The 25,000-nt window shown below is 56.8% G+C and carries 20 protein-coding genes and 3 pseudogenes; 5 read left to right on the top strand and 18 right to left on the bottom strand.

The annotated features are described in order from the left end of the window. Positions 1 to 151: 151 nt before the first annotated feature. From hxlB to QZ408_RS09895, 3 genes are all read right to left on the bottom strand, one after another. Entirely contained in the window at positions 152 to 769 is a 618-nt protein-coding gene (gene hxlB, locus QZ408_RS09905; RefSeq protein WP_292491247.1) for a 6-phospho-3-hexuloisomerase, read from the bottom strand. Positions 770 to 873: 104 nt separating this feature from the next. Continuing rightward, positions 874 to 1,746 (bottom strand): methanogenesis marker 12 protein, encoded by an 873-nt coding sequence (locus tag QZ408_RS09900; RefSeq protein ID WP_292491246.1) that lies wholly within the window; start codon positions 1,744 to 1,746, stop codon positions 874 to 876. A 69-nt stretch (positions 1,747 to 1,815) separates the two neighbouring features. Further along, complete coding sequence (locus QZ408_RS09895; RefSeq protein ID WP_292491245.1) at positions 1,816 to 2,691, bottom strand: DUF368 domain-containing protein; 876 nt, start codon at positions 2,689 to 2,691, stop codon at positions 1,816 to 1,818. A 475-nt stretch (positions 2,692 to 3,166) separates the two neighbouring features. Here QZ408_RS09895 and QZ408_RS09890 point away from each other — a divergent pair, with 475 nt between their 5' ends. The 5 genes from QZ408_RS09890 to QZ408_RS09870 all read left to right on the top strand — a co-directional run bounded on the left by QZ408_RS09890 (position 3,167) and on the right by QZ408_RS09870 (position 12,858). Further along, positions 3,167 to 4,141 (top strand): NAD-dependent epimerase/dehydratase family protein, encoded by a 975-nt coding sequence (locus tag QZ408_RS09890; RefSeq protein WP_292491244.1) that lies wholly within the window; start codon positions 3,167 to 3,169, stop codon positions 4,139 to 4,141. 133 nt (positions 4,142 to 4,274) lie between these two features. Next, positions 4,275 to 5,429, top strand: coding sequence for a cofactor-independent phosphoglycerate mutase (locus tag QZ408_RS09885; RefSeq protein WP_292491243.1), 1,155 nt, complete (start codon positions 4,275 to 4,277; stop codon positions 5,427 to 5,429). 64 nt (positions 5,430 to 5,493) lie between these two features. Further along, a complete protein-coding gene (locus QZ408_RS09880; RefSeq protein ID WP_292491242.1) occupies positions 5,494 to 7,041 on the top strand; it encodes a beta-ribofuranosylaminobenzene 5'-phosphate synthase in 1,548 nt (515 codons plus the stop codon). A gap of 1,069 nt (positions 7,042 to 8,110) precedes the next feature. Then, positions 8,111 to 10,594, top strand: coding sequence for a carbohydrate-binding protein (locus QZ408_RS09875; RefSeq protein ID WP_292491241.1), 2,484 nt, complete (start codon positions 8,111 to 8,113; stop codon positions 10,592 to 10,594). Positions 10,595 to 11,163: 569 nt separating this feature from the next. Next, positions 11,164 to 12,858, top strand: coding sequence for a carbohydrate-binding protein (locus QZ408_RS09870; protein ID WP_292491240.1), 1,695 nt, complete (start codon positions 11,164 to 11,166; stop codon positions 12,856 to 12,858). 19 nt (positions 12,859 to 12,877) lie between these two features. On the opposite strand, the gene QZ408_RS09865 is transcribed toward QZ408_RS09870, so the two are convergent. The 15 genes and pseudogenes from QZ408_RS09865 to wecB all read right to left on the bottom strand — a co-directional run bounded on the left by QZ408_RS09865 (position 12,878) and on the right by wecB (position 24,986). Then, complete coding sequence (locus QZ408_RS09865; RefSeq protein WP_292491239.1) at positions 12,878 to 13,105, bottom strand: transposase; 228 nt, start codon at positions 13,103 to 13,105, stop codon at positions 12,878 to 12,880. Between the two features lie 46 nt (positions 13,106 to 13,151). Beyond that, a pseudogene (locus tag QZ408_RS14920) lies at positions 13,152 to 13,391 on the bottom strand (transposase); the annotation flags it as partial. Positions 13,392 to 13,419: 28 nt separating this feature from the next. Further along, positions 13,420 to 14,679, bottom strand: a complete 1,260-nt coding sequence (locus QZ408_RS09860; RefSeq protein ID WP_292491238.1) for a transposase — start codon at positions 14,677 to 14,679, stop codon at positions 13,420 to 13,422. A gap of 63 nt (positions 14,680 to 14,742) precedes the next feature. Further along, positions 14,743 to 15,021 carry a transposase gene (locus tag QZ408_RS09855; protein WP_292491237.1) on the bottom strand — a complete coding sequence of 93 codons (279 nt, stop codon included), beginning with the start codon at positions 15,019 to 15,021 and terminating at the stop codon, positions 14,743 to 14,745. Then, positions 14,987 to 15,229: an IS66 family transposase zinc-finger binding domain-containing protein gene (locus QZ408_RS14915; RefSeq protein WP_365995938.1), complete on the bottom strand. Its 243-nt coding sequence runs from the start codon at positions 15,227 to 15,229 to the stop codon at positions 14,987 to 14,989. The genes QZ408_RS09855 and QZ408_RS14915 overlap by 35 nt, the downstream gene beginning before the upstream one ends. Then, complete coding sequence (locus tag QZ408_RS14910; RefSeq protein WP_365995936.1) at positions 15,181 to 15,477, bottom strand: DUF6444 domain-containing protein; 297 nt, start codon at positions 15,475 to 15,477, stop codon at positions 15,181 to 15,183. Before QZ408_RS14910 ends, QZ408_RS14915 begins: the two co-directional genes overlap by 49 nt. Next, positions 15,467 to 15,622 (bottom strand): hypothetical protein, encoded by a 156-nt coding sequence (locus QZ408_RS09850; RefSeq protein WP_292491236.1) that lies wholly within the window; start codon positions 15,620 to 15,622, stop codon positions 15,467 to 15,469. The genes QZ408_RS14910 and QZ408_RS09850 overlap by 11 nt, the downstream gene beginning before the upstream one ends. A gap of 102 nt (positions 15,623 to 15,724) precedes the next feature. Then, a pseudogene (locus tag QZ408_RS09845) lies at positions 15,725 to 16,617 on the bottom strand (IS5 family transposase). A 222-nt stretch (positions 16,618 to 16,839) separates the two neighbouring features. Then, entirely contained in the window at positions 16,840 to 18,213 is a 1,374-nt protein-coding gene (locus QZ408_RS09840; RefSeq protein ID WP_292491235.1) for a glycosyltransferase family 4 protein, read from the bottom strand. A gap of 208 nt (positions 18,214 to 18,421) precedes the next feature. Then, on the bottom strand, positions 18,422 to 19,105 hold the full coding sequence (locus QZ408_RS09835) for a hypothetical protein (RefSeq protein ID WP_292491234.1): 684 nt from the start codon (positions 19,103 to 19,105) through the stop codon (positions 18,422 to 18,424). A gap of 901 nt (positions 19,106 to 20,006) precedes the next feature. Next, complete coding sequence (locus QZ408_RS09830) at positions 20,007 to 20,543, bottom strand: hypothetical protein (RefSeq protein WP_292491233.1); 537 nt, start codon at positions 20,541 to 20,543, stop codon at positions 20,007 to 20,009. Between the two features lie 112 nt (positions 20,544 to 20,655). Next, entirely contained in the window at positions 20,656 to 21,777 is a 1,122-nt protein-coding gene (locus tag QZ408_RS09825; protein ID WP_292491232.1) for a glycosyltransferase, read from the bottom strand. A 383-nt stretch (positions 21,778 to 22,160) separates the two neighbouring features. Next, positions 22,161 to 22,504, bottom strand: a pseudogene (locus tag QZ408_RS09820) (UDP-N-acetylglucosamine 2-epimerase). Positions 22,505 to 22,837: 333 nt separating this feature from the next. Next, positions 22,838 to 23,989 (bottom strand): glycosyltransferase family 4 protein, encoded by a 1,152-nt coding sequence (locus tag QZ408_RS09815; RefSeq protein ID WP_292491231.1) that lies wholly within the window; start codon positions 23,987 to 23,989, stop codon positions 22,838 to 22,840. A 67-nt stretch (positions 23,990 to 24,056) separates the two neighbouring features. Next, positions 24,057 to 24,986, bottom strand: coding sequence for a UDP-N-acetylglucosamine 2-epimerase (non-hydrolyzing) (gene wecB, locus QZ408_RS09810; protein ID WP_292491275.1), 930 nt, complete (start codon positions 24,984 to 24,986; stop codon positions 24,057 to 24,059). Positions 24,987 to 25,000: the final 14 nt, after the last annotated feature.

Raw genomic sequence — 25,000 nt, 5'->3', positions numbered from 1 at the left:
ATGATTAATAATATAAATACACCGGCACTTTGCCCGCTGCCGTGGGGGTCCGGGACGTGCCGGGACACCTGTTGCCCGCAGATACCATAGATGCAATCCCCTGTGCCGGCGGAAGAGAAGAGAGCATGAGTGGAGACCCCCAAGCCCCCGCTCACTGGACGTTCGCGAGACGACCCTCGAGTTCCTCGATGGTGCAGTGCTTCACTTCCATCAGGGCGGAGATGACCGCATCGGAGAAGACCAGCGCCGCGGTCTCAAAGAGTGTCCCGAGAGGGGCAAAGGACGAGGAGACCGATCGGTACTGTCCGGTGAGCTGGCGGATCTCGAAGTCGCTCGGGATATCCGTATCCTTGAGCCGGTTGTTCCCGATCTCGACGATGCAGTCGGCCATGCGCCCGATGTACGAGTCGGGGGTCGACGTGATGAGGCAGATCTTCCCCCCGATCTCCCGGGCGGTCTCGCACGCGTCGACGACGGACCGGGTCTCTCCCGAACCCGAGAACGCGACGAGCACATCCTCGCGCCCGAACGCGGGCGTGATCGTCTCGCCGATGACGTAACTCTCAAACCCGAGGTGCATCAGGCGCTGGGCGAACGCTCGCGCGACGAGACCCGAGCGCCCGGCACCGGCCAGGTAGATCCGCTTTGCGTTGAGGATCTCGTCGAGAAACCGGCTCGCGTTTCCCTGGTTCATAGCGCGTGCCGTATCCTCGATGCTTGACGCCATCTGGAGCATGAGGTCGGCGATACTGGGGCATTCCGGCTGCATACTGTGGGCTCCTTCTTTTCCAGTCCAGTGTACGACCCGGCACCATATAAAGAAGCGTGAGACCGGATGACTACCCCCGGGCAGGAGCACCCCGCACCGGCACCTTACCGGTCCACCGCAAGCCCGAGGATCCCGGTTGCCCCCGAGAAGACGTCGCGGGCGATCCGGGCAAGCCCCCGGGCCGCACACCACTCGTCGTAGACCGCGACCTCCCGGGCAAGGAGCGCCTCCACACCCGGGGCGATGGCAGGCGCCATGGAGCCGGCGAGGGCGACCCTGGCGCCGGGATTCACGAGGAGCATCGCGGCGCACTCCATCGCCGCAAACATCGCCATCGTCTCCACCCTGAGGCCGGGGGGCATCGTGTGGTCCACGCCCGCATTGAGGAAGGCATCGTTCGCCGTGGAATCGCCCCGGTCGATCCGGCGGATGGCATCCACGTCGAGAGCGCCGTGCCGGGTGCCGGGCGCAAAGATGCAGGCGTCGAACGCACCGGTGATCCGGCCGCCGGTGACGAGGAGCGTGACGGTGTTCGAGCTCGCGTCGCAGACCACCACGTCGCCCCCGAGGTCATGCACGACCTCGTACAGGATCCCAATCTTCTCCGGGCTCGCCTGGTGAGAGTAGGCCTTGAACCGGGGATCGGTCGGTGATGCGCGGTGCAGCCCGGGGATCACGACGGCGGGGAGCCCACTCTCCCTGATCTGGTCATAGACCCGGGTGCCGCCGCCGATGTGCTTGCCGGCACCCTCGCGGGAGACGATGCCCCGGTCGCTGACCTTTTCGATACTGGTGATGGCAGAGATGCCGTCGCCCATAGAGTAGCAGACGGCGATGCCCTCGATCTCCTCGAGGGGACAGAGGCGGGAGAGGTCGGAGACCGAGAAGTGTCTGGCCTCTTCGCGGGACACCTTGAACTCCTGCATCCCGGTGGAGAAGCGCATCGCGGTAGTGCCGTGATCGATGCCGATGAACATGATACTGTACTTCTTTGCTTCTTTTGGGGGAAGTATGTTTTCCGATCGCCGCGGGGGAGAAAGGGGGGATCAGGCCCCGCTGCCCGCATAGCGCCTCTTCAGGTACTCGACTGCGCCGACGACGACGAGACCGGCAAGGAAGAAGACCCAGCCTCCGGCCACCATATCCCCGGCGAGGGACCCCTTCTCCCAGAGCATCCGTGCCGAACCGAGCATCAGCCCGGTGAGCAGGGCGAGCATCGCTCCCGGATAGGTCTTCAGGAGATACTTGAGGCCCCTGGTGAAGAGGAGGAGCCCGGTGGCCCCGCCGGCGATGTAAGCGAATATCTCGGGGAGGGAGAGCGCCCGGAGCGCCGCAAGCATGAACTCATACTGGTTGAGGACGAGGGTCATGTAGGCTCCCGATATCCCGGGGAGGATCATGGCGCAGAGCGCCACCATCCCGGTGAGGAAGAGAACCGGCAGAGAGTGGCCGACGTCGAAGTGGCCGAGGCCCCCGAGGAGGTAGCCGGCGCCGGTCCCGGCGGCGAGGTAGGCGAGGGTTGCCGCGCCGGGGGAGCGGATCTCAAGGAATATGAGGGCCGCAGAGGCAAGGATGAGGCCAAGGAAGAATGAGTACGTCGCTACCGCGTGATCGGTGAGGAGGAGGAGGATCACCCCTGACATGAGGAGGAAGGCGGTGCCGATCCCGGCAAGGAGGACGATGAGGAATGGGATATCGAGGTTCCCGAGGTCTTCGCGGAAGGATGCAAAGTCGCCCCTCGCGAGGTGCTTTACCGAGGCCGGGTCAACGCTGCCGATAGCCCCGACCAGCCGCTCGTAGATCCCGGTGATGAGGGCGATCGTCCCCCCCGAGACACCGGGGATGATGTCGCAGGCTCCCATCATCAGGCCGCGCAGGTAAATCCCGGCGTGTTCCCGGATCTCCGGGCGCAGGCCGTTCATAGCCCGGCTCCGGGTAAGATATCGACAGATCCCGGCGACGGGATGCCGCCGGAACCGGCGGCCGGTTCGGCAGCGGCGACCGGAAACCGGCCGGTTCCGCTACGGATGCGTGCCTCTCTCAATCGGACAACTCCTTATGGTTCTTCATATGTTGGTGATGTTCCTGTAAAATATACCGGTGCAACCTGCCTCGCCCTTACGGGCGGGGCTTTGCGGCCGCTGTCCCCCTCCTGGTGGAGAGGGGACGCGCCCGGCACGTATCAGGTTCGACCTCCCAGGCAGGAGATCGATGGTGCGGGAAATGCGTGAGCCCGACGGCACCCCCTGCAGAGATAAACTTTTCCCCGTGCCGCCGCGTCACCGCCCCCTCTTCAGGACGCCTGACGGGCAAAATCTCCGGGTACCCGATGAAGAGGCTGCCCCGGAGCCCCCTCCATAAGTAAATCCTATAGCATGAGAGGGCTATTATTCTACAATGTTCTGTATCGTAACCGGAGGTGCCGGCTTTATCGGTTCGCACGTCGTTGACGCCCTGGTCGCGGCAGGAAACGATGTCCTGGTCATCGACGACGAGAGCGCGGGCACCGAAGAGAACCTCGCGCAGCATGCGGCCGGCGGTCGGGTCACCTTCCTCAGGCAGAACCTGCTCGACGACGGCTGGCAGGAGCACCTGGAGGGAGGAGACCGGGTCTACCACATCGCCGCGGACCCTGATGTCCGGCAGAGCGCCGTAACCCCGGACTCCCAGGTGAGGAACAACGTCCTCGCCACTTACCGGGTGCTCGAGGCAATGCGGGCGCACAACGTGCCGGAACTGGTCTTCACCTCGACGTCGACCGTCTACGGCGAGGCCACGGTCATCCCGACGCCGGAGACCTATACCCCGCTCGAGCCGATATCCGTCTACGGCGCGACGAAACTTGCCTGTGAGGCGCTCATATCGTCGTACTGCCACTCATTCGGTATGCGGGCGTGGGTCTATCGGTTCGCAAACATCATCGGCGAGCGGAGCGGCCACGGCGTTATATCCGACTTCATCCGGAAACTCCGCGAGAACCCGGAGGAACTCGAGATCCTCGGCGACGGCAGGCAGACAAAGTCCTACCTGGAGGTCGGGGAGTGCGTCCGCGCCGTGCAGTTCGGGATCGACCACGCGCGCGACCCGGTGAACATCTTCAACATCGGCTCCGAAGACTGGATCGACGTCGTCGCGATCGCCGATATCGTCGCGGAAGAGATGGGTCTCTCCGGCGTCCGCTACCGGTTCACCGGCGGCGCACGCGGCTGGGTCGGCGATGTGCCGAGGATGCAGCTCTCGGTCGAAAAACTCAAGGCCCTCGGCTGGCGGTGCGGGACCACATCGGAGGAGAGCGTCCGCACGGCGGTCCGTGCCATGCTCGGGCAGGAGGGTGCGCGGCCCTCAGCCGGGCACTTCCCCCAGAGGCCGTGAGAGGTTACAGGTCCGAGGGCAGTACAGCAGGCCGCCCGGTCACGCCGGCAGCAGGGCGTTTGTCTCCTGTCCCGGCAACCGGGTCCGAATATCCGGCATTCCCGTGGTTACACAGAAAATTCGCATGATTCACATGAAATACATCCTCATTCTCGGGGACGGCATGGCCGATGAGCCGCTTGCCGAACTGGGGGGCAGGACGCCCCTCGAGTACGCAGACATACCGAATATGGACCGTATCGCCCGTGAGGGGCGGTGCGGGATGCTCCGGACTGTCCCGGACGAGTTCGAGCCGGGGAGCGATATCGCAAACCTCTCCATCCTGGGCTACGACCCCCACACCTCCTATACCGGCAGGGGTCCGCTCGAAGCGGCCAGTATGGGGGTCAACCTCCGGGAGGGAGAGATGGCCTACCGGTGCAACCTGGTCACGGTCCGGGACGGGATGATGGAGGACTTCAACGCCGGACACATATCCAGCGCCGAGGGTGCCGAACTCCTCAGAGACCTTGATGCCGCACTCGGGGACATCCGGGTCTACCCGGGGGTCGGTTACCGGAACCTGATGGTGGTTCCCGGGGCACGCGGCGCCGCCACCACCCCGCCCCACGACATCGTCAGCCGGGCCGTCGGGGAGTACCTTCCGCGCGGAGACGATGCCGGCATCCTCCTCGACTGCATGGAGCGGTCCCGGGAGGTCTTTGCCGACCACCCGGTCAACCGGCGGCGCCTGCAGGAGGGAAAGACTCCGGCTACCGTTGTCTGGCCGTGGAGCGGCGGGAGGAAACCGTCGCTTGCGCCCTTCCGTGAGAAGTACGATCTATCCGGCGCCGTGATCTCCGCAGTCGACCTCTTGAACGGTATTGCCCGCCTTGCCGGGATGGAAGTGATCCGGGTTCCGGGCGCCACCGGGTTCCTGGACACCGACTACGAGGCGAAAGCCCGGTACGCGGTCGACGCTCTCGACCGCCTCGACTTCGTCTACATGCACGTCGAGGCCCCCGACGAGGCCGGGCATATGGGGAGCGTGGAGGAGAAGGTGCGGGCGATCGAGCGGCTCGACGAGGCGATCGGGATCATCCTGGACCGGCCGGAGACGACCGTTGCGGTCCTCCCCGACCACCCGACGCCGATACGGCATAAGACCCACACCCGGGAGCCGGTGCCATTTGCGATACTTGGGAAGGGGAGGGACGACGTAGCAGCGTTCTCCGAGCGCGATGCGGCCGGGGGATCGTTCGGGCTCGTGCAGGCTCCGGACTTCCTCTCCCTCTTCTTCTCGAACTGAACCGGCGGGCCGGACCCCTGCACCACCTTTTTGTAGTCTGTGCGACCAGTACACGTATTCTGGTATGCAACCCCTGACAGCAGACAAGATCAGCGAGAAGATCCACGAGATCGAGCAACGCATAGGAAGGCTCTCCCCGATGCAGAAGGTCCTCATCGGGACCGACGGGTCGGTGACGAACCTCCTTGAGATGGCGACCGGTCACCCCGTCACCATCACCACCCGGGTGCAGGACATTGTCGCCGCCGACCCGGAGGCCGCGGCCGCACTCGATATCGAGCCAGGCGACGAGGTCAACCACCGCATCGTGGAGTTAAAAGACAGTGTTACGGGCGAAGTCCTCATCTACGCGGTCTCCCGCACACCGTTGCGCCGGCTTGCTCCGGAGTTCAGGCAGGACCTCATGAGGGCGGATATCCCCATAGGGAGGATCCTCTGCCGCCACCGGATAGAGTCGCGCCGGGAGATCACAGACGCGCGTGTCATCCAGGCCGGGACGGACCTTGCCCGGACGTTCAACGTCCACCGGTGCGAATCGATGCTCTCCCGGGAGTACCGGATCATCCACCGCGACGAGCCGTTGATCGCGATCGAGGAGGTCTTCCCCTGCACGGCGTTTGCAGACGATATCAGGGTGCTGGTCGACGCTCCGTCCCGGATCCACATCACGCTGCTCGATATGAACGGCGCCTCGGGCAGGGTGGACGGCGGGGTCGGGGTCGCCCTCGACGAGCCCGGGTGTGTCATCGATGCACGCAAAGGACCGGGCATCAACGTGCACGGCGGCGACGAGGCTGCCCGCCGCCGGGTCATCGAGGCAGCGCGTGCGGTGACGGAGGGGCTCGGGCTCCCCGGCGGCGCGGAGATCACGGTGCATGCCGTGGCCCGGCAGCATGCCGGGCTCGGGAGCGGGACGCAGATTGCGCTCGCGACGGCCGCCGCCCTCTGCAGGCTCTACGACCGGGATGTCCCGGTGCGAAAGCTCGCGCGGATCGTCGGCCGCGGCGGGACCTCCGGCATCGGCACGGCGGCGTTCGAGCAGGGCGGGTTCATCCTGGACGGCGGGCACCGGTTCGGCTCTCCGGGAGGTAAACAGGACTTCCGCCCCTCGGCAGCATCGCGGGGCGTCGCGCCGCCGCCGGTCCTCGCCCGGCACCGGTTCCCGGAGGACTGGCGCATCCTGCTCGTTACGCCCGATACCAGCGCGGGGGCGCACGGGAGACAGGAAGTCGATATCTTCCGCACGCACTGCCCGGTGCCCTTAGAGGAGGTGCGGGAACTCTGCCACGAAGTGCTCATGCGGATGATCCCGGGGCTGGTCGAGCACGACCTCGACCTCTTTGGCTCGGCGATCAACAGGATACAAGCCCTCGGGTTCAAGAAGGTCGAGGTTGCGATGCAACACCCAGTCGTTTTGGCGCTCCTCGAGGCGCTGGTCCAGGCCGGCGCCGCCGGTGCGGGCCTGAGCTCCTTCGGGCCAACCGTGTATGCCGTCGGCGATACGGATATGCAGAGTGTGGCCCGGGCGGCGACGGAGGTGCTCGGCGACTGCGGGGGGTCGGTGCTTCTGACGCGAGCGAGGAACTGCGGGGCGAGCGTGCGGGCGGGGTGAGAGGATATACCCCCGCTTCGGGATATTTTAGCAAGTGAGGCGAACGTCCCCATTTCAATTGGGGTATCCAGGGCCTTCCCAGCCCTTCACCCCCGGAAGGATGCGTTGAACCCGGAGTCGAATCCGGGATGTCTTCCCAAGACACCTCAACCTGGAGGAGGGGCACCCTTCGCACCTGGAGGTGCTCGAGCTCCCATCCTCCGGCCGGGTCGGCACCCTCGAAGACCTTTGGGCTTCTCAGACTCCTTCCAGTCGCTCCTCCCAGCCCCCTGCGAAACCCGCAGGGTTTCGAGGAAGATAGCAGGAGCACCGTAAGGTGAGACTTGCGACTTTCCGGCAGGAACGGAGCTCGAGCACCATAGGGCGCGAACCGAGCGGGAAGCCGTGTCAGCGATCTAACGCTAGATGTTGCTCGATTCTCCGAACATCTGCGTGAGGGTGCTCTGAAGAATCCAGATCCCCGGTCACCGAATGCTTTCGGGACGACCTTCGACAATTTTGAAGAAGCGAAAGCAGTTTTTCCCCCGTTTCCACTGTGCCAGGACATTCTGGCTCCCTGTACAGAGAGGTGGCGGCGCTCCGATTGGCAGGCTCCTTCTCGCGATGCAGTGAATTTCAAACCTCTACTGGAGGTGGAATCTGCGAGCTTCTATAAACTCCCTGTTTCGAAGCGATTACGGGCTCCCGGTTCTGTTTCATTGTGCCCCGATACAGGAGAAGACTTGGGGGCCGCCCGCACCAGGCTGAGTCATAATCGTTGCTCTTGCGGGAATCTGGGGCGAACGACCCGTCGGCCAATCAAAAACTCATTCATATATAAAAACGTATCTAAAACTAAAAATCCATTAATTCGCAGATATTTATTTAAAAATACCGATTAATTGATAATAATAGATTCTGATTGATTTAAAAAAAGTATAGAATCTTATATTTTTATATATCAAGACGACAGAATAGTTTTGAGGGATCTACCCTCATCTGCCCGTCGAGAGGGCAAAGGGGGCCCTCCCTGGGCGCATCAAGGAGAATCGACATGAAAAAACCCATATTTCTTGCACTGGTGCTATGTATGGTGCTTGCAACGGCCACAACGGCTGCACCGACACAGACCATGCAAAGTCAGGAGGTATCACCAGGTACCTACGATGTCGTTGTACACACCGACGGTACGAAGATCATTGCAGAAGACCGCAATGGCCAGGTGATTAGTAGCGGAACAGCGGGAAGAGATGACATCAAGGTCATCCAGACCGCGGTGAAGGCTATCAGCGAGGGCATCATACTCCTTCAGGCTGGAACCTACACCCTGAGTGATTCTACCGAAATCAGGGTATCCAACCCCGAGATGGGCAGCCTCGCCGTAACCTCAACGCCATCCGGAGCCAGGATCTACCTGGACGGGACCGACACAGGGAAGGCAACACCCTACACGTTCACCGGAATCTCACCTGGCGTCCATAACGTGAGTGTCGAACTCTCGGGCTACACCACACCGAAACCACAGACGGTAACGGTAACCGCCGGAGGGAAAGTTAGTGCCGATCTCATACTTGAGGCAGAAGAACCTTCCAACGTGCAGAAACCCTACAAGGCACACACGGTGCCCGGCCGGATCAACTTCGTTGATTTCGACTACGGAGGAGAGGGTGTTGCCTACCATGATACTGTGGCTGGCAATCAGGGCGGCTATGCGTACCGCACCGACGACGCCGATGTGGATACCGGATGGCGCGACTCAGTAGATATGCCGGTCATCGGTCACACCTACGCAGGCGAGTGGCTTCAGTACTCTCAGGTGCAGGTAGCCGAATCCGGTACCTATGCTGCCACGTTCTATACCAGCACCACAGAGGGCGGCAAGTCCTTCTCAGTGCTGGTGGACGGGGAGAAGGTCGCTACGGTCAACGCGCCCAATACCGGCAGCTGGTTCACGTTTGCTCCCACCACGGTGCAGATACCCCTCGCCGCCGGTGAGCGCACGATGCAGATTGCCACGGACACCGGACTGGCAGACCTGGCGTATGTCGAGTTTGCGCCTGTAGCACCGGCTCCGACCCCGACACCGACACCGGCCTCGCCTGGGAAGCCGGACCTTGTGGTGACCGATATCTCCTGGGACCCGGCAAGCCCGGTCTCAGGGAGTGCGGTGACGCTCAAGGCGACGATCAAGAACCAGGGCGATGCCCCCACGCCTGCGCGCGTGAAGCACCGCGTCCACTTCACGTTTGATGACGGTGCGGCAGGTCCAGCAGTCTGGTCCGACACTCACACCGCGTCTATCGCCCCCGGGGCCTGGGCTACGGTGACCGCCAATGGTGGTTCGGCCGGCGCAACCTGGAAGGCCGTGGAGGGGACTCACACCGTGACGGCCCACGTGGACTACGTCAACCGGATCGCTGAGAGTGACGAGACAAACAACGTCCGCACCGAGCAGATCACGGTTGCGAAGGTCACACCAACACCGACACCAACACCAACACCGACACCGACACCGATACCAACGCCCAGCGGTGAATACGGGGCGGCTGCCAACCCGACCGGAAACCCCATCGGTGGAGGTGACGGGTATACCGACATCATCAGCCGGAACGACCCCCGCGTCAAGTACATCGTCGACACACGGGATGAGCTCCTCTCAGCCCTGCAGAGCGCACGGTCCGGGGATGTCATCTATATCGAAGGCACCGCAAACATCGACATGAGCGGCTACTTCAGTGTCCGGGTGCCGGCCGGAGTCACCATCGCGAGCAACCGGGGCGAGAACGGATCTGCTGGAGGACGAATTTATCAAGAAAGACTTCCCGGTGATGCCCCCTGGTCAACGGAAGGTATATTCCTCCCCTCCGGGGATTGGGTGAGGTTTACGGGTCTACGTATCGAGGGACCGGACAAAGGTGATAAAAACACTGAAATGAGAAGCAGTATTTATACCCGGTACCCGATGGAAGTAGACAACTGCGAGATATGGGGCTGGAGTGGAGCCGGAATCACCTTCCAGGCCACAAGCGGTGGGCCTGAATTAAAAGACGGCGGGTATGTCCATCACAACTATATCCATGAGTGTAAAGGATATATTTCGAATGGAGCCGCTCTTTACGGATACGGCATTCTTGTAGGAGGCGGAGGTACGACGGCGTTAATTGAGGCAAACTATCTTGACGATTGCGCGCACGAGATCTGTGGAGGCGGAAACGCCGGGGATGGGTACGAGGCGAGATACAACATCTTCGGTCCAAATACCAATGCATTCCATAACATCGACATGCACGAGAAACCCGACCCGGCAAACCCGGGAAGGTTGATTGCAGGTGACCTCATTAAGATTCACCACAACACGTTCTTTTCCACAGCGCACGACTTCGGGTATCCAATAGCCATCCGGGGCAAGCCCCGTATTGGAGCATACATCGATCACAATTGGTTCTATTACACGTATCTGGGGCCTGTTTGGCAGATTTATGAGAAAGGAAATGTCTACGTGACAGACAATCTTATTGGAGAAGATAGGGTATACCACGAGTCAGGTCCGATCGAGTACTCGAATTGGAATTGATGACTGAACTGAGAGGACAGGCAAGAGAAATCCTGCCTAGCTCTCCAAAACTCGCCTTTTTTAAAGGCCCACAGAAAACTCCTTCCTATCCAAATTTAACTTGCGAGGCGCGATGGTGGAACAGTCCCCAGGCCTGTGGGGTACTATCACTATGTCATCTCATGGTGACGCGAGTACCACCAATGACAACCCTAACACCGTATTTACATCGGCGCCCTCGGACCGGTAACTTACCCTACCCTTACGGCTGAGATATTTCAGTTATCATCCCTTCCCCCATCTGGAGTGAGTCCACCGGCTCGAGCAGCACGAATCCGTTCCTGCAAATATCGCGTTCGATTGCCTCCGGCATGGAGATTTGCCACGCAGGGGGATGCGTGATCGCGACGAAGGGGCGCTGCATTCATCCCCCAGCGTACGCAGGGGTGCTTCCCGCTCCACCCGGGGCCCCGCACGATAACCTCTCTTGACGCACTGAATCGTGCCAAGGATCAGCAGATCACGTCCAACGAAAAGATTTATCAGAGATCAGAGGGGTCAGAAACTGGGACTGAATGCGTCCAAGTGAAATGACCCCCATCGTTCTTATCCTGCTCTGTGCAGCGCTGGCGATCTCGGTTGCGATCACCGACCACCCCATGCCATTGACACTGAATGGGGGAAGGACACCAACGCCTACGGAAAACCCTTCCGATGTGCAGAAACCCTACAAGGCACACACGGTGCCCGGCCGGATCAACTTCGTTGATTTCGACTACGGAGGAGAGGGCGTTGCCTACCATGATACTGTGGCTGGCAATCAGGGCGGCTATGCGTACCGCACCGACGACGCCGCTGTGGATACCGGCTTGCGGGATGCTGTAGATGTGCCGGTCATCGCCCACACCTACCCAGGCGAGTGGCTTCAGTACTCTCAGGTGCAGGTAGCCGAATCCGGTACCTATGCTGCCACGTTCTACACCAGCACCACTGAGAACAGCAAGTCCTTCTCAGTGCTGGTGGACGGGGAGAAGGTCGCTACGGTCTACGCGCCCAATACCAGCAGCTGGTTCACGTTTGCTCCCACCACGGTGCAGATACCCCTCGCCGCCGGTGAGCACACGATGCAGATTGCCACGGACACCGGACTGGCAGACCTGGCGTATGTCGAGTTTGCGTCTGCAGCACCGACCCCGATACCGATACCAACGCCCAGCGGTGAATGCGGGGCGGCTGCCAACCCGACCGGAAACCCCATCGGTGGAGGTGACGGGTATACCGACATCATCAGCCGGAACGACCCCCGCGTCAAGTACATCGTCGACACACGGGATGAACTCCTCTTCGCCCTGCAGAGCACACGGTCCGGGGATGTCATCTATATCGAAGGCACCGCAAACATCGACATGAGCGGCTACTTCAACATTCGGGTGCCGGCCGGAGTCACCATCGCGAGCAACCGGGGCGAGAACGGATCTGCTGGGGGACGAATTTATCAAAAAAGACTTCCCGGTGATGCCCCCTGGCCAGGGGAAGGTATATTTCTCCCCTCCGGGGATTGGGTGAGGTTTACGGGTCTACGTATCGAGGGACCGGACAAAGGTGATAAAAACACTGAAATGAGAACTAGTATTTATACCCGGTATCCGATGGAAGTAGACAACTGCGAGATATGGGGCTGGAGCGGAGCCGGAATTTCCTTCCAAGTCACAAGTAGTGGACCTGAATTAGAAGATGGCGGATACATCCATCACAACTATATTCATGAGTGTAAAGGATATATTTCGGGTGGAGGCGCAAATTACGGATACGGCATTCTTGTAGGGGGCGGAGGTACGACGGCGTTAATTGAGGCAAACTATCTTGACAATTGCGCACATGAGATTTGTGGAGGTGGAAACGCCGGAGATGGGTACGAGGCGAGATACAATGTATTTGGTCCAAATTCCAATGGGTTCCATAGCGTTGACATGCACGAGAAACCCGACCCGGAAAACCCAGGAAAACTGATTGCAGGTGACCTCATTAAGATTCACCACAACACATTCCTTGCCACAGAGCCTTATACAGCGTATCCAATAGCTATCCGGGGCAAGCCCCGTGTCGGGGCGTACATCGACCACAACTGGTTCTATTACACCCAATCGCCGCCCGTCTGGCAGATTTATGAAGTAGGAAACGTCTACGTGACAGATAATCTCATTGGAGAAGATAGGGCATACTACAAATCGGGTCCAATCGAGTACTCCACATGGGGAAGTTCCGAGCCCCTTCGTCGCTCCTGAATGTTCCGGAGATCTCCTGCTACAGTCCCATCATCCGGAGATCCCGTTCGGCCTGATTATTGGTGAAGGGCATGGTGAAATCCCTCAGGAATGCCAAGATTTCTCGATGATATTTGTGACAGTCGTCCAGGAGATTCCTCGCCTTGGACTGCTTCTTTCTGCCGCGCTTCCCCCTGATCCTCGGGAACTCCGGTGGTTTCCGTTGCCTTCCTCCCTGCTTCGAGAATCGTGTGATGCCGTTCTCCAAAGGCAGCACGGATGCCCGGCAGCAGAGCAGCGATGCTCTGCTTGGCGGCATCCACAGCTGTATTCATCTTGATGAGGAGAGCACGAAGAGTTTCGCTCCACCGATGCCCGGAGTTCTCCGAGACCCCCTGCAGTTCGCGCAGAAGATGAGCGTGACAGAGAGGATGGTCACTGGAATACCCGAAATACAGCACCCAGCAGCCATGGATCATCGTCCCCCGAAACGCGGGCAGAATCCGCATGCATCGATTGCCTGCTATCCTCGTATTCGACGGTGCCCATAGCAGGTGAGAAGTTCGGTACCGGCGACGTGAACTACCCCCCGCTTGCGCAGGGGGCTTCCTGCGAGTGTCCGGGGATCACAGGGATCCTCGGACCTGTTTGTCGCAGATTACCGGCGAACTGTCGGTAGCCCGTCCACAGGGCATTCTGTGATAGGAACCGTACCATGATGTTGACCGCACTGTTGTGGTCGCGATCGATGCAGTTCCCGCAGGCACAGTCCATAACGCGTTTCCCGAGCGGCATCTCGTGAACCGCTCCGCAGACACAGCAGGTCTTCGTCGTGTACTGTTCATCGATTGTTATTACTCTCTTACCTGCAAGGGCTGCCTTGTAGGTCAACAATCCGATGAACCGTGAGAGGTGTCCCGCGTTCTGGGTGGCGCGGTTGAGCCCGGGCGTGGCCTGCTTTGACTTCGGCATCTGCTTGACGGAGAGGTCACCGACCAGGATTGTGGCGGCCCGGGTGTTTTCCACGAGTTTCCTGCTCACCTTATGCTGGAAGTCTCTGAGCTGGTTGCTCCGCTTCCGCTCCATCGTCCGCTTGGCACGGTTGAGTCTCTGCCACTGCCGGCTCTTCTTCTTGCAGTGGTCTCGTCGGGACTGCACGGCATCGATCTTCGGGTTCCAGTACTTATCCGGTCGGGCGTTGGTGACTTCAAGGAACTTCCCGTGGCTGTTGACCGCGACATGCTTCGTGACCCCGAGGTCCCAGGCCTGGTAGATCCCGTTGTCAACGTACTTCTGGTCCGGCTGAACCTCGTGGACGATGGAGACGTAGTACGCTTCCTTCAGGTCGTCGTAGAAGAGATCCACCTGCTTGACGTTGACGAACGTCCGATCTTCGGGCAGATCGAACGCCAGCGGAATGTCGTTGTAAAAGTGCGAGAACCGGATCCGGCCATCGTGGATCTTGAACCCGCTCTGGTTGTAGCGGAGCGTGCAGAAATGATCTCTCCCCTTGAACCCCGGGGGGTTGGCGTCTTCGTCGCCGTTCTGTCGGAGCGCGAAGAACGACTTGAAGTTGTCGTCCAGCGATTTGAGGGTGGTCTGCAGAACTTTGGAGTAGACCCACTGGTACTCGGGGTACTTCTTCTTCAGTTCCGGAAGAGCGTTCGCCTGCTGCACATACCCGATGTACTGCTTGTCGGCCCGATCCTTGTTCTCCTGATAGTTCTGGTTTCGTTCGGCAAGAGCGAAGTTGTAGAGTAACCGGCACTTCTCGGAGAGATGCCAGAGCACGTCGGCCTGATCGGGTGTCACCTGAATCTTGATCTTGGTGGCAAGGTGCATCTGAATACTCTCCTGCGGACTCTCGCATGAGTATGCGCTGTCATTTGTCATAGAGATATGGGATCAGAGGACACGAGGATCGCAGGGCGAAGGGGCTCCGCTCCCATCCCCCAGCTTGCGCAGGGGGTCTTCCCGCTCTGCCCCTTCAACCCCGCAGAGATAAAACCAGTGCTGGTTGCCGTTCACCCGCATGCCGGTTTCATCGACATGGAGGGTTCGTGCTCCGTGCAGGAGTTCCCGGATGCGCTCGTCCACTCCCGTCAGGTTCCGGGAGCACTCCCCCACGGCCGCGGCCACGGTTGCCCGCTCAAAGAACTCCGAACAGCCCAGAAACCATTCCACAGACCTGATCACATGAACGCAGTTGGTAGGTGCCGGAGTAGACCCGGAACGCCTTCAGGCGGGTGCCATACTGCACGGAATGAGCCGCCTCGGCGGGAAATGCAACCTGATGGGAACACCTGCAGTGAGGACACCATTTGTATTCTGCACGATGCTCGGTCACGATAACCCGTATGGGAGGGTTATCATAAATTTGACGCTGTTCCACAGCAATCGGGTCAGCGTCTTCCAGGGATGTACCATACGTGAGATAGACAGAGACAGAATGAGAGGATCGCATCCGGGATAGCGGTAGGCTGAAGGGTGGCCCTGCATACCCTTTCTGTCCACCCGGAGATCGCATCCTTCCAGCGATGGAGAACAGCTGCTATTCCAGCTGCTCTGGTTCAACCGGGTTTCGAGATCGGCAATCCAAGCCTTCAGGCGAGCATTCTCGTCGCGGAGTTCAGTCGTCACGGAGTTCAGTGATGGTACGCTGTTGCTCCGTGATGATGCGTTTGAGGCCGTCGATGGTTGCGAGAAGAACAGGGATATCCGCAACGGTGTAGCTGAATGAACGATTCTCGACACTCTTTAAAGGATTGAGGATATCAGCAGCCACTGAATTCTATTTCGCCGCAATTATAAGAAAATATTTGGGTTAGGGTGCTGTGTTGCATAATATCCGACGTGGTTCCCCTGCCGGTATCTGCTGCGCCCTCGCTCAGGCCACCATCGCTATCAGCATATTGTAGGCGTTTACTTTCATCCGGATCTCGCGAAACATCCCTTCCCGGGACGTCGCTCGCACTCCTTCGCCGAAGATCCGTTTGAGGCTGGAGAAAGTCCCTTCGATTTTCCATCGCATCCCACAGGTGGTTAGCCACGACCACAGCTGATATCCTCCCACTCGGATCCCGTCTCTGACACACTCGGCACGATAGGGTGCTCCAGTCGAGTGGGTTGCTGCATTCGCCCGCGTCTTGATCCCTGAGAGGATATTCCGGTGTTCGAGCGTCGCAAAGATCTCGTTTCGGTCATAGGTTCCATCGCCAAGCACCCTGTGTACCGGGCGCTCCTCGCCGCAGTGCTGCTGGACCTGGTCGAGCAGGGGGACGAGCATCCAGTCGACTTGGACCGATTCATCGGTGACCTCCAGGCCGAGGATCTGGTTGGTCTCGACGTCGATCATCGCATGGACTTTGTTCCAGCCGCGCTGGACTTGCCACCTCTCCCGCAGCCATTCGCCCCGGTTGGTGACCTTGATCCCGGTACTGTCGACGGCGATGATGATATCCTCGGCGAGGAGCTCGGGTGTTACAGTGAGCGAGAGATCCCGGCGTTGGATCCGGCGGAAGAGGGTGGTATAGTTGGCTGCCCGGAGAGAGGGAATGAATGTCGCGAGCGTCCAGACAAACCCCTCCATCTGGCGGTAGGGCATCTGGAGGAAGACATGAATGCAAGCCATCCACGCAATGAACGGTTCGGGACAGCGGAATGGCCGACCGCGCTTGCCGGCGTTCATCTGGCCAAGGAGATCATCCCACTGCTCGATGAAGCCCACTGCTCGATGAAGTCAAGCGAGAGAGAATTCTCCACGCCGCACCAGGCGTTCATTCTATAGACTCCAGTCGCGAGTGTCAAGGTACGGGCGTCCCCAGCGTTCTTTCTGTGGCATGGAAGACCGGCAGGGGCACCCGTCATCTTCACGTTTGTGGTCGGGTGACCGGACTTATTCAACACAGTAGTTAGGGCTGAACAGTTACACAGTTTTTATAGATCTCAGGAACTAGATCTCCGGGAGATTGCCATGAACGAGAAGGAGCCTGCTGGCGACAATCATTCAGGCATCTTTTCGCCGGGTCCAGCGTCCCCATTCTCTTGACATCCTTGAAGGTGATGCACTGATACACCTTGGCCTGCACCGGACAGCGCAGTGCCAACGGGGACCTTCAGTCCTTTTCCGGCAAGAGGAGACATGCCGGGTTCCGGAGGGTTGTTATCTTCACCCTCCCCGACCAGCGTCTCCAGGAAATCCTTGAGTTTCTTCATCTTCACCGACCAGTCAAGGTGCTCCTCAGCGTAGCGGCGTATCTTCTGTGGGTGGTCGGGATCGGCGCAGACCATCTTCGCGAATGCCCGGATCTGTTCGATGTCGATGGGACTCTCGTCGGCGGGGAGGTGGAAGATATACGGGAAGTCAGCGGGGAAGTCTGGATCAGGTATTCCGTAGATGAAGGGTATTCCCCTGGCACAGTAGTCACGGGCTTTGAGAACCGATGCCTCCTTCAGACCGATCCTGTGGATCCCAAGGCTCCCCACCGCAATATGGCACTGGTCAAAGAGGGCGTCGAGAACCTTACCGGTGGTGAAGCCGCGAAAGACCACACGATCGCTGATACCGAGGTCGCCAGCCAGTTTCTGGAGATGGGGTAACTCTGCTCCATCTCCGGCAATGTGGAGTGTGACTTTTGGTGTTCCATTATAGGTGGCGAGGCCCTGGAGCAGCCGATCGAGCCCGTGCCAGCGGCTGACACTGGCGACGCAGAGGAGATGGAGATCATTGTCGGTGTAGTGCGGGGCCTCCCTCACGGGGACTGATTGGACCGCAAAGCCATTTCCTATTGTAAGATGGGGCTTTTCAGGATCTCCGGCGCGGGCAATCTCATACTGGGTGATCTCGTTGGTGACACCGACAATGGCGTCAGATTGTTCTCTGAAAAACTTTCCAAAGATATATTCAGACCAATAAGGGAGATTTTTACCGTTTAATTTAAATTCATCTATCTCTTTTGCCTGATGCTCTATCACAATCTTACAGGTTCTAAACCGTTTGAGGTATTTACTCGGGTAATATAGAGGAAAAGGAATCGAATATCTAGTATATAATATATCATCAGGGCCCAGGGATTCTATTGTTTCACCGAATACCTTGCTGATCTTGCGGGAACACTTGAGCCATCCAAAAAAATCACCCTTTGGAACATTATCTACCCTGTAGGTTGTTAAAAAGTCGTAGGAGGGGTAATGAGCATCTTCAACACTGACGAGTATCAGTTCGATGTCCAGCCCTAACCGGCTCAATTCCGATACCTGGCTGAATGACTTCTTATTTACGCCACTATCGGAGTTATAACCGGAGATGAAATACTTTATCTTCAATGTACTCACCCGGGCATATGCCACAATGCACTCCAAGAAGTTGTTCTCCATAATAAACCCTGCTGCTATCCCGTCCACGATAACGTCGGGTATCACCCCGACCGGTTCGCGAGCACCCGGGGTTCCGCAGGCCATCCTCGAGCATGATGTTCGGGAGCCCCTTGGTGTAGGAGGGGAGGACAAGAATTTAGAGCGGGTTCAGGAGGCGCAGTCCATTGAATATTCCTTCAGCGGATTGAGGCGTTCAAGCCCTAAATCCTCACATTAGGGAATATGCCGAGTTCGAGTTTCTCCCGGATCTTCTGTATCTGTTTGGGCACCACGGTGATCCACCTCTCCTCACCACTCTCCGCTGCATAGACCTTTGAGAATTCCAGGAGCAATCCCTTGGGGTGATGGGTGCGCGGTCAGCCCCGCCTGCTGGATCCGGTCCAGAATCCAGCAACGGAGGGAGAGGCAGAGGTACCAACAAAGACGTGGCCGAAGGCCATCGTTGCCCCCAGAGATAGAGTTTATCCACCTGGATCAGGCCCTTGAGTGCGGCAAAATGGTCTTCAACCAGGTTCCAGGACTTGTAGAGGTCATGGATCTCTCGGAACTCCGCCGTGAGCGAGGAGACGATCAGGATCCGGTCGGCGCGCTTCAGCCGCCGGTTCAGCGTCTCCCAGTCGATCTGGTCTTCCTCAGCAACCGGTAGAGCATTTTTCTCCTTATCCGCTACCAGATCAATATCCTCGTAAAGGTAGTGCGTTACCCCGCCCATCTCTCCTTTCCCGGCATGAATGAGCCGCTTGTGGTAGAAGAAGTAGTCGGTGAGAGGGATTCGGGTTTCGTACCGGGTGCTGGTGTGGCGCCGAGAAAGGACAAGCGGGGTCCTAGCCTTCTGTAGTGACCCAACGAAGGTGGCAGCATCCCGGATAGAACCGGGCATGGCCCGGAGCATCACCAGGAGCCCGGTATCGATCGCGCTGAAGAGCGCAATGTTGACCTGCGGCAGCCAGACACCATCAGCTTTGTAGCGGAACTCAGCAATGTCAGCGGCCTAGGAGTACGAGATGGCGAACAAGAGGCCATAGATGAGTCGGCGGGTCAGGAGAGGCAAGGTACCGGAACACGATCTGCTGGATGCCCTGGTCCCCGCGGACTGCGGTGAGAATCCTGGAGAGTGTGCGGGGATCACAGTTTGGGGCGATCGCGGGGGACGTTGTCAAGTTTCTCCTAGATGTCCCCGACCCAGGAGAGTGGCGTGTACCCGGCGATCCAGGTGGTGGTCAGGGCGATGAGTTCCTGCCAGCAGCCTAGGAAGGCATCCTAGAGGGCCGCTAGAGGGGCGGGAGCAGGTCCCGGAACGCTGTCCAGTTGTCGGGAGAGCAGCGTTCCCACATTCCTGGATGATCGGGGGAGGACGGGGGAGACGTGCATCCTGCATCCCTTTGGGGATGAGCCCCGCTCCCTGCGTGAGCCGGCCAAGATACACGCTCACTTTCTTCGGCGATGTGGTGGCCATGTCATAGACACTCATCGACCAGTAGACGGTAGGGGCTTCCTCTGGATCTCCTTGCTCTCAAGACACATCTCATTCTTCCAGCGCCGGTCGAGCAGCCAGGTACGAGCCCAGTTTTCCATAGGACATAATATCAGGGGGTTAGAAATATAAAGATCTTGCGGGGTACGGCACGAAAACAGGAAAAAAGGTCAGGATGGAGAGCATAATCCCTAAATCATGCAGAGTCTGGGGTTCGAGAAGATTGATCGCCGATACGAACGCTACTAAGCCTCAATTCTTAGCTTGAATCATCTGGCATGTGCAATCAGACCTTGAAGGTTTTGGGACAAACTTTGGGTCACTTCCGTTTTTTTATGACTCTAGCAGGAGCGCCTCCTACAATGGTATAATCAGGAACATCCTTGGTAACCACAGACCCTGCCCCTATAATCGCTCCGGTGCCAATCTTTTGGCATTTTGGCAGGATCAGACAACTGTGCCCAATCCAAACGTCATCACATATCACTAAAGGGGGATGCTCTACAGACCCTTGATCGATTATTGATATATCTGTCCTATCAAATACATGTGTTGCTCTGAGTATCGTAACATTTGGTCCCATCAAGACCCCTTTTCCTATAATGGTTCCATTTGCTATGCTACTGTTAATTCCCATACCAGAGTAATCGCCGATAATGATCTTATCGCCTAAACCAAATTTTGCCCCATGTTCTATATTACAACCTTTTCCGCATTTTTTGAATATATTTTTACATAGGTATCGTCTTATATAACTACAATAGTCCCCAATCCTAAAGTAGCCTATAGAGCTGACTGGCAGATGGATAGCAACCCCATAATATGCCACAAGAGAGAGAAAATGTCTAATTTTCATGCTTCACACATCCCCTCCATTGCGCTAACCCTTTGATCCGATTTTTACCAAACCGCAATGTTGAATTTCTCAAATAGTATATAAATCTCACGGACTCTTGTTAGAAGTGAGGTTACCTGTTCCTCTGAAGAATTCTCTTCCAGTTCTCTGCGGTTTTTTCAAACGTAAAATGCTCCTCCACAAACCGCCTTCCATCCTCCGCGATCTGCTCCAGGTCTGGGGAGTTCAGCACCCGGATCACATTCTTCGCGATGCACTCCGACGTGTTATTCTCCATAATAAATCCGGTTTTGCCGTCTATTATGACGTCCGGTATCGCCCCGACCGGCGTCGCGAGTACCGGGGTCCCGCAGGCCATCGCCTCGAGCATGATGTTCGGGAGCCCTTCGGTGTAGGAGGGGAGGATGAGGAGGCGGAGCTGGTTCAGGTAGTTGGGAAGGTCGTCGTGAGAAATCCAGCCCGGGAGGTCGACACAGGGGGTGAGTCCCTCTTCCTGCAGGGAGATCGCGATCGTCTCTTTCAACTGCCCATCCCCACCAATGAGCACCCGGAGGCCCTGCCGGTAACCGAGGATGGCAGGGAGAGCCTGGGCGAAGTGCTGGACGCCTTTCTCCTCGCTTAACCGGCCGATGTAGCCAATGAGAAGAGGGCGGTCAGGCAGGGGAGTGGTGACGGTGAAGATCTTGAAATCGAGGAAATGTTCGTGGGCGATAAGGATTTTGTGACGGTAGGGTTCGAGGTTCCAATACGGGACCAGGCTTGGAGAATATAGGATGATACCGTTGCACAAGTTGTAACAGATTTCCGAGAGAATCGTAGTTAGTTTGGATGGTATATCCTCGGACAAAAGTGAAATTTTAGATGGTAATAACCAGTACACGTTATTATTGAATATCTTCGCAGCGGTTATGGGGAGTAGGGGAGGGGATTCCATGAAGAAAACAACACTCCAAAATTTTTTCCTTAATGAAAATAATCTGATGATAATCTTTAGCTGCAACATACTATATCTAAATGCTTGCCGAATTATTGATGCCCCGGATTGATAAGGAACGGTGTATATATGCACCAAATCGTTCGACTTTTGAAAGTGAATGTGCTCATATGCACCGACAATCACATATGTTTCACTGGTGGCCGATAATATATCGGACAGGTTGGATATCGGAACACTAAAGGCTGTGCCAGCGAAGAAAGAAACCACCGAAACGCCACACAAATCAATTTCTTCCATTTTAGAGGAACTCCACTAAACATACACAGCAAATGCTATCCAGGTTAGAGCGAGGCATGGCGCCTTTCACATGTCTCACACCCCAGGTTTCTGAATAGAGGATATGTTACGGAAGCGAGAGATTGCACCTGAGGTTCGTAGCATCCGATCCTGAGAATACCTACAGAGAGCATCTCAAAACCTCTTGAGTAATATGCTCCCCTGCTCTTCCATCCCTAAAGAGATTTTCCATGACCTTCCCTGTGCTAGCATCTCCTTGGCACGGTTTGACATTACACCCGGATCAGCCCCGGCAAGGATGTTCACCCGACCTCGACCGTCTCCAGTCATTCCGTGTCTTCCCACTGGATGACATAAGGCACGCCGAGGATGCAGGACTCTTCCTACAGATCCCCGGAGTCGGTAAACACGACTGTTTCAGTCAGTGGGAAGAGGGCCTCTGAGATGTGATCCGCAACAAACCGGTTGTTCTCTTCCGAAATTCGCCGGTCAAAGTTCTGGAGACCTGCCTCCCCATGACTGGCCTTAATATGCAGTTTCGATCCGGCGAGGGCACCCGCAAGCACCGTGTTCCTATCCCCCGGACGAGTACGACCATGGGCTTGTCCAGGACCCTCTCGATACCCGTCATAATCTCCCCCGTCTGCTTGGCATGGGCACCTGAACTGACATCGAGGTTGTGCTCTGGTTGAGGGAGTTCGAGGTTCTCGAAGAATGCCCGGTCCATCTCGTAGGAGTAGTGCTGGCCGCTGTGGAGTGTGCAGTAGCTCTCTCCCAGGGTTTCACAAGCCCGGAAGATCGGAGACATTTTGATGATTTCTGGGCGGATGCCGAGGATAATCGCGATCACAGGTAGTCTACCGCCAGGATACAGAGGAACAATACCGTTTGTGCTCAGAATCTGTACCAGACATCTTGATCCATATTATCAAATCTTTACTAAACATTCTTCTTTTCTCCCAACTCTCGTCTCGGGACGCTCTGATGGGAGGGGGAAGATCTCCTCCCGCACCCCCGTGGAAATGGCCCAACAAAGACATCAACTCCTCGATCTCCTAGCTCATTTTGAGGTGTCCTCCCTACAACCGGTGTCGGGCTGTGCAAGGTGACGAATAAACTGCCGCACCTGCCTCTGCTCAGGATTCAATTTCTCGTAGAGTTCCAGCAACCGGCCCTCCATAATTTCCCAGCTGTACTTTGTTTCATAGGCCCTCCGGCCATTCTCCCCAAGGCACTTGCAGAAGGCCGGATCATTTTTGAGCGTAAGAATTGCATGCTTGATGGCGTCAATGTCCCCATACGGCACAACAAGGCCACAGTCTTCCTCCCTCACAATTTTGGCTGTGCTAGTGCCATCATTGACCAAAATCGGTTTGCTACACATCATAGCCTCAAACAGCTTATTGGGACTGGCATATTTATTATTAGGGACATCTGGGTCGTAAAAAGCGAACAGCATGTCAGCAGCCACTGCTTGCTTTAGTATTTCTTCATGTAGAGTCCACTTTAAACATAATTCAATATTTAGTGTATTTTGGCAAATGCTCTTTAAATGGGCGCCGTATGTCTCAGGGCACGGCCCCATGACCACTAATCTAACATCAGAGAGAGTCCTGACCGCCTTGCAAATAGCATCTGTGCCTCGATCATCACTGATACTCCCGCCATAAGAAATGGTGAAGGTTTCTGAAATAGAATCCAGAACTACGCTATTATTGGAGAAAATATCTGGTGGCGCATTAACGACAGTTACGACGTTTTCATTTTCAGAAAAACCAATCTGCTCTCTTCGCGACTCGTCGGGTAGGATAACGACATCTGCAAACTTCGTAAGGAAACGATCAATTCTCGCAAAGAAAGCCCTAGAAATTTTTGGAAATATAGGGAATCTGATCATATCCGCGTAGAAATCAAAGATATCATATATAATGGGCTTTTTTGCGACCTTCGCTGCAATAAGCGCAGGGGCAAAAGTATCAAAGTCGGCGGCATGTATGGCATCCCATTTTTCAATCAGCAATTGAAACACTATGTAAAGCCACCAGAAGGGCAAATAAAAACAGACCTTGAGGCTATCTGGTGAAACCGTTAATTTAAATCTCTTTACCTGATACAGGCAGGACCCTTGAATTTCGCTGGTTCTCCCCCTATCCCAAACAAGCAATGTTATGTTATATCCAGATTTTACGAGAGCTATGGCCTCTTTCTCCAACCTTGTATCCGGATAGTGGGATCTTAACATAATTATGTTTTTCATATTTCATCTACAATTTTAAGTTCTACCAATCCTCTGCTCGGCACAACCATCCCCCAAAGGGGTTTCTCCAATTAAGACTGGAGTCCAAGGATTTTTTGACGCAACTAACCATTTCACCTGGATTTGTCCCTGCCAGTACATTTGCCCCTACCTCTAGGGTTTCTGGCCGCTCAGTGTTGTCCCGGAGAGTCACACATGGAACACCAAGAATACATGCCTCCTCCTGAAGCCCGCAAAAGTCAGTAAGAACGAGCCTTGCATTTGACTTAAACTGAGGGAACTCAAGATGTTCAAGGCGCTTTATGTTCTGGATCTTATCGACTGATAGGTTGAAGGTCTGAAGAACCCTCACTGTCTGAGGGTGCATGGCAAATATAACTGGAAGGGAAAACTCATTGCAGATGATAAAGGGGCCCTCTAAGACTCCCTTAAATCGCTCCTTAATGTCGACATTCTCAGCCCTGTGAGCTGTGGCAAGGAAGTACTCCTGTGAGGCGAGGCACATTTTCTGAAGAATGCTTACTTTCTTTCGGACCATCACAAGATTTTGCAGGACCGCATCCACAATAGTGTTCCCGGTGATGAAAATTTCCTCTTCCCGAATCCCTCCTTTGATTAGGTTTTGCCATGCAGTTTCAGTCGGGGCGGAGAGACGATCTGAAATGTGATCGGTGACAAACCGGTTGATCTCTTCTGGCATCTGACGGTCGAAACTCCTGAGGTCTGCTTCTATACGACTGATTTTGATGTGGAGCCTCGAGGCTACAAGGGCACCTACAGGAACCGTATTTGTATCTCCCTGAATAAGGGCGACCTCTGGCTTTTCTTTCATCAGAATTTTTTCAATACCTGTCATTGCTTCTGCTGGTCTGCTCTGCGTGGGTTCCTGAGGCTCTGAACAACTCATAGATGCATGCTCGATGCTCTTCTTTAGATGGATAGAAGACGACATCATACGCATAGCAG

Source organism: Methanoculleus sp. 10, from assembly GCF_913757945.1.
Classification (GTDB): Archaea; Halobacteriota; Methanomicrobia; order Methanomicrobiales; family Methanoculleaceae; genus Methanoculleus.
This window is presented reverse-complemented; position numbering and strand designations above follow the sequence as displayed.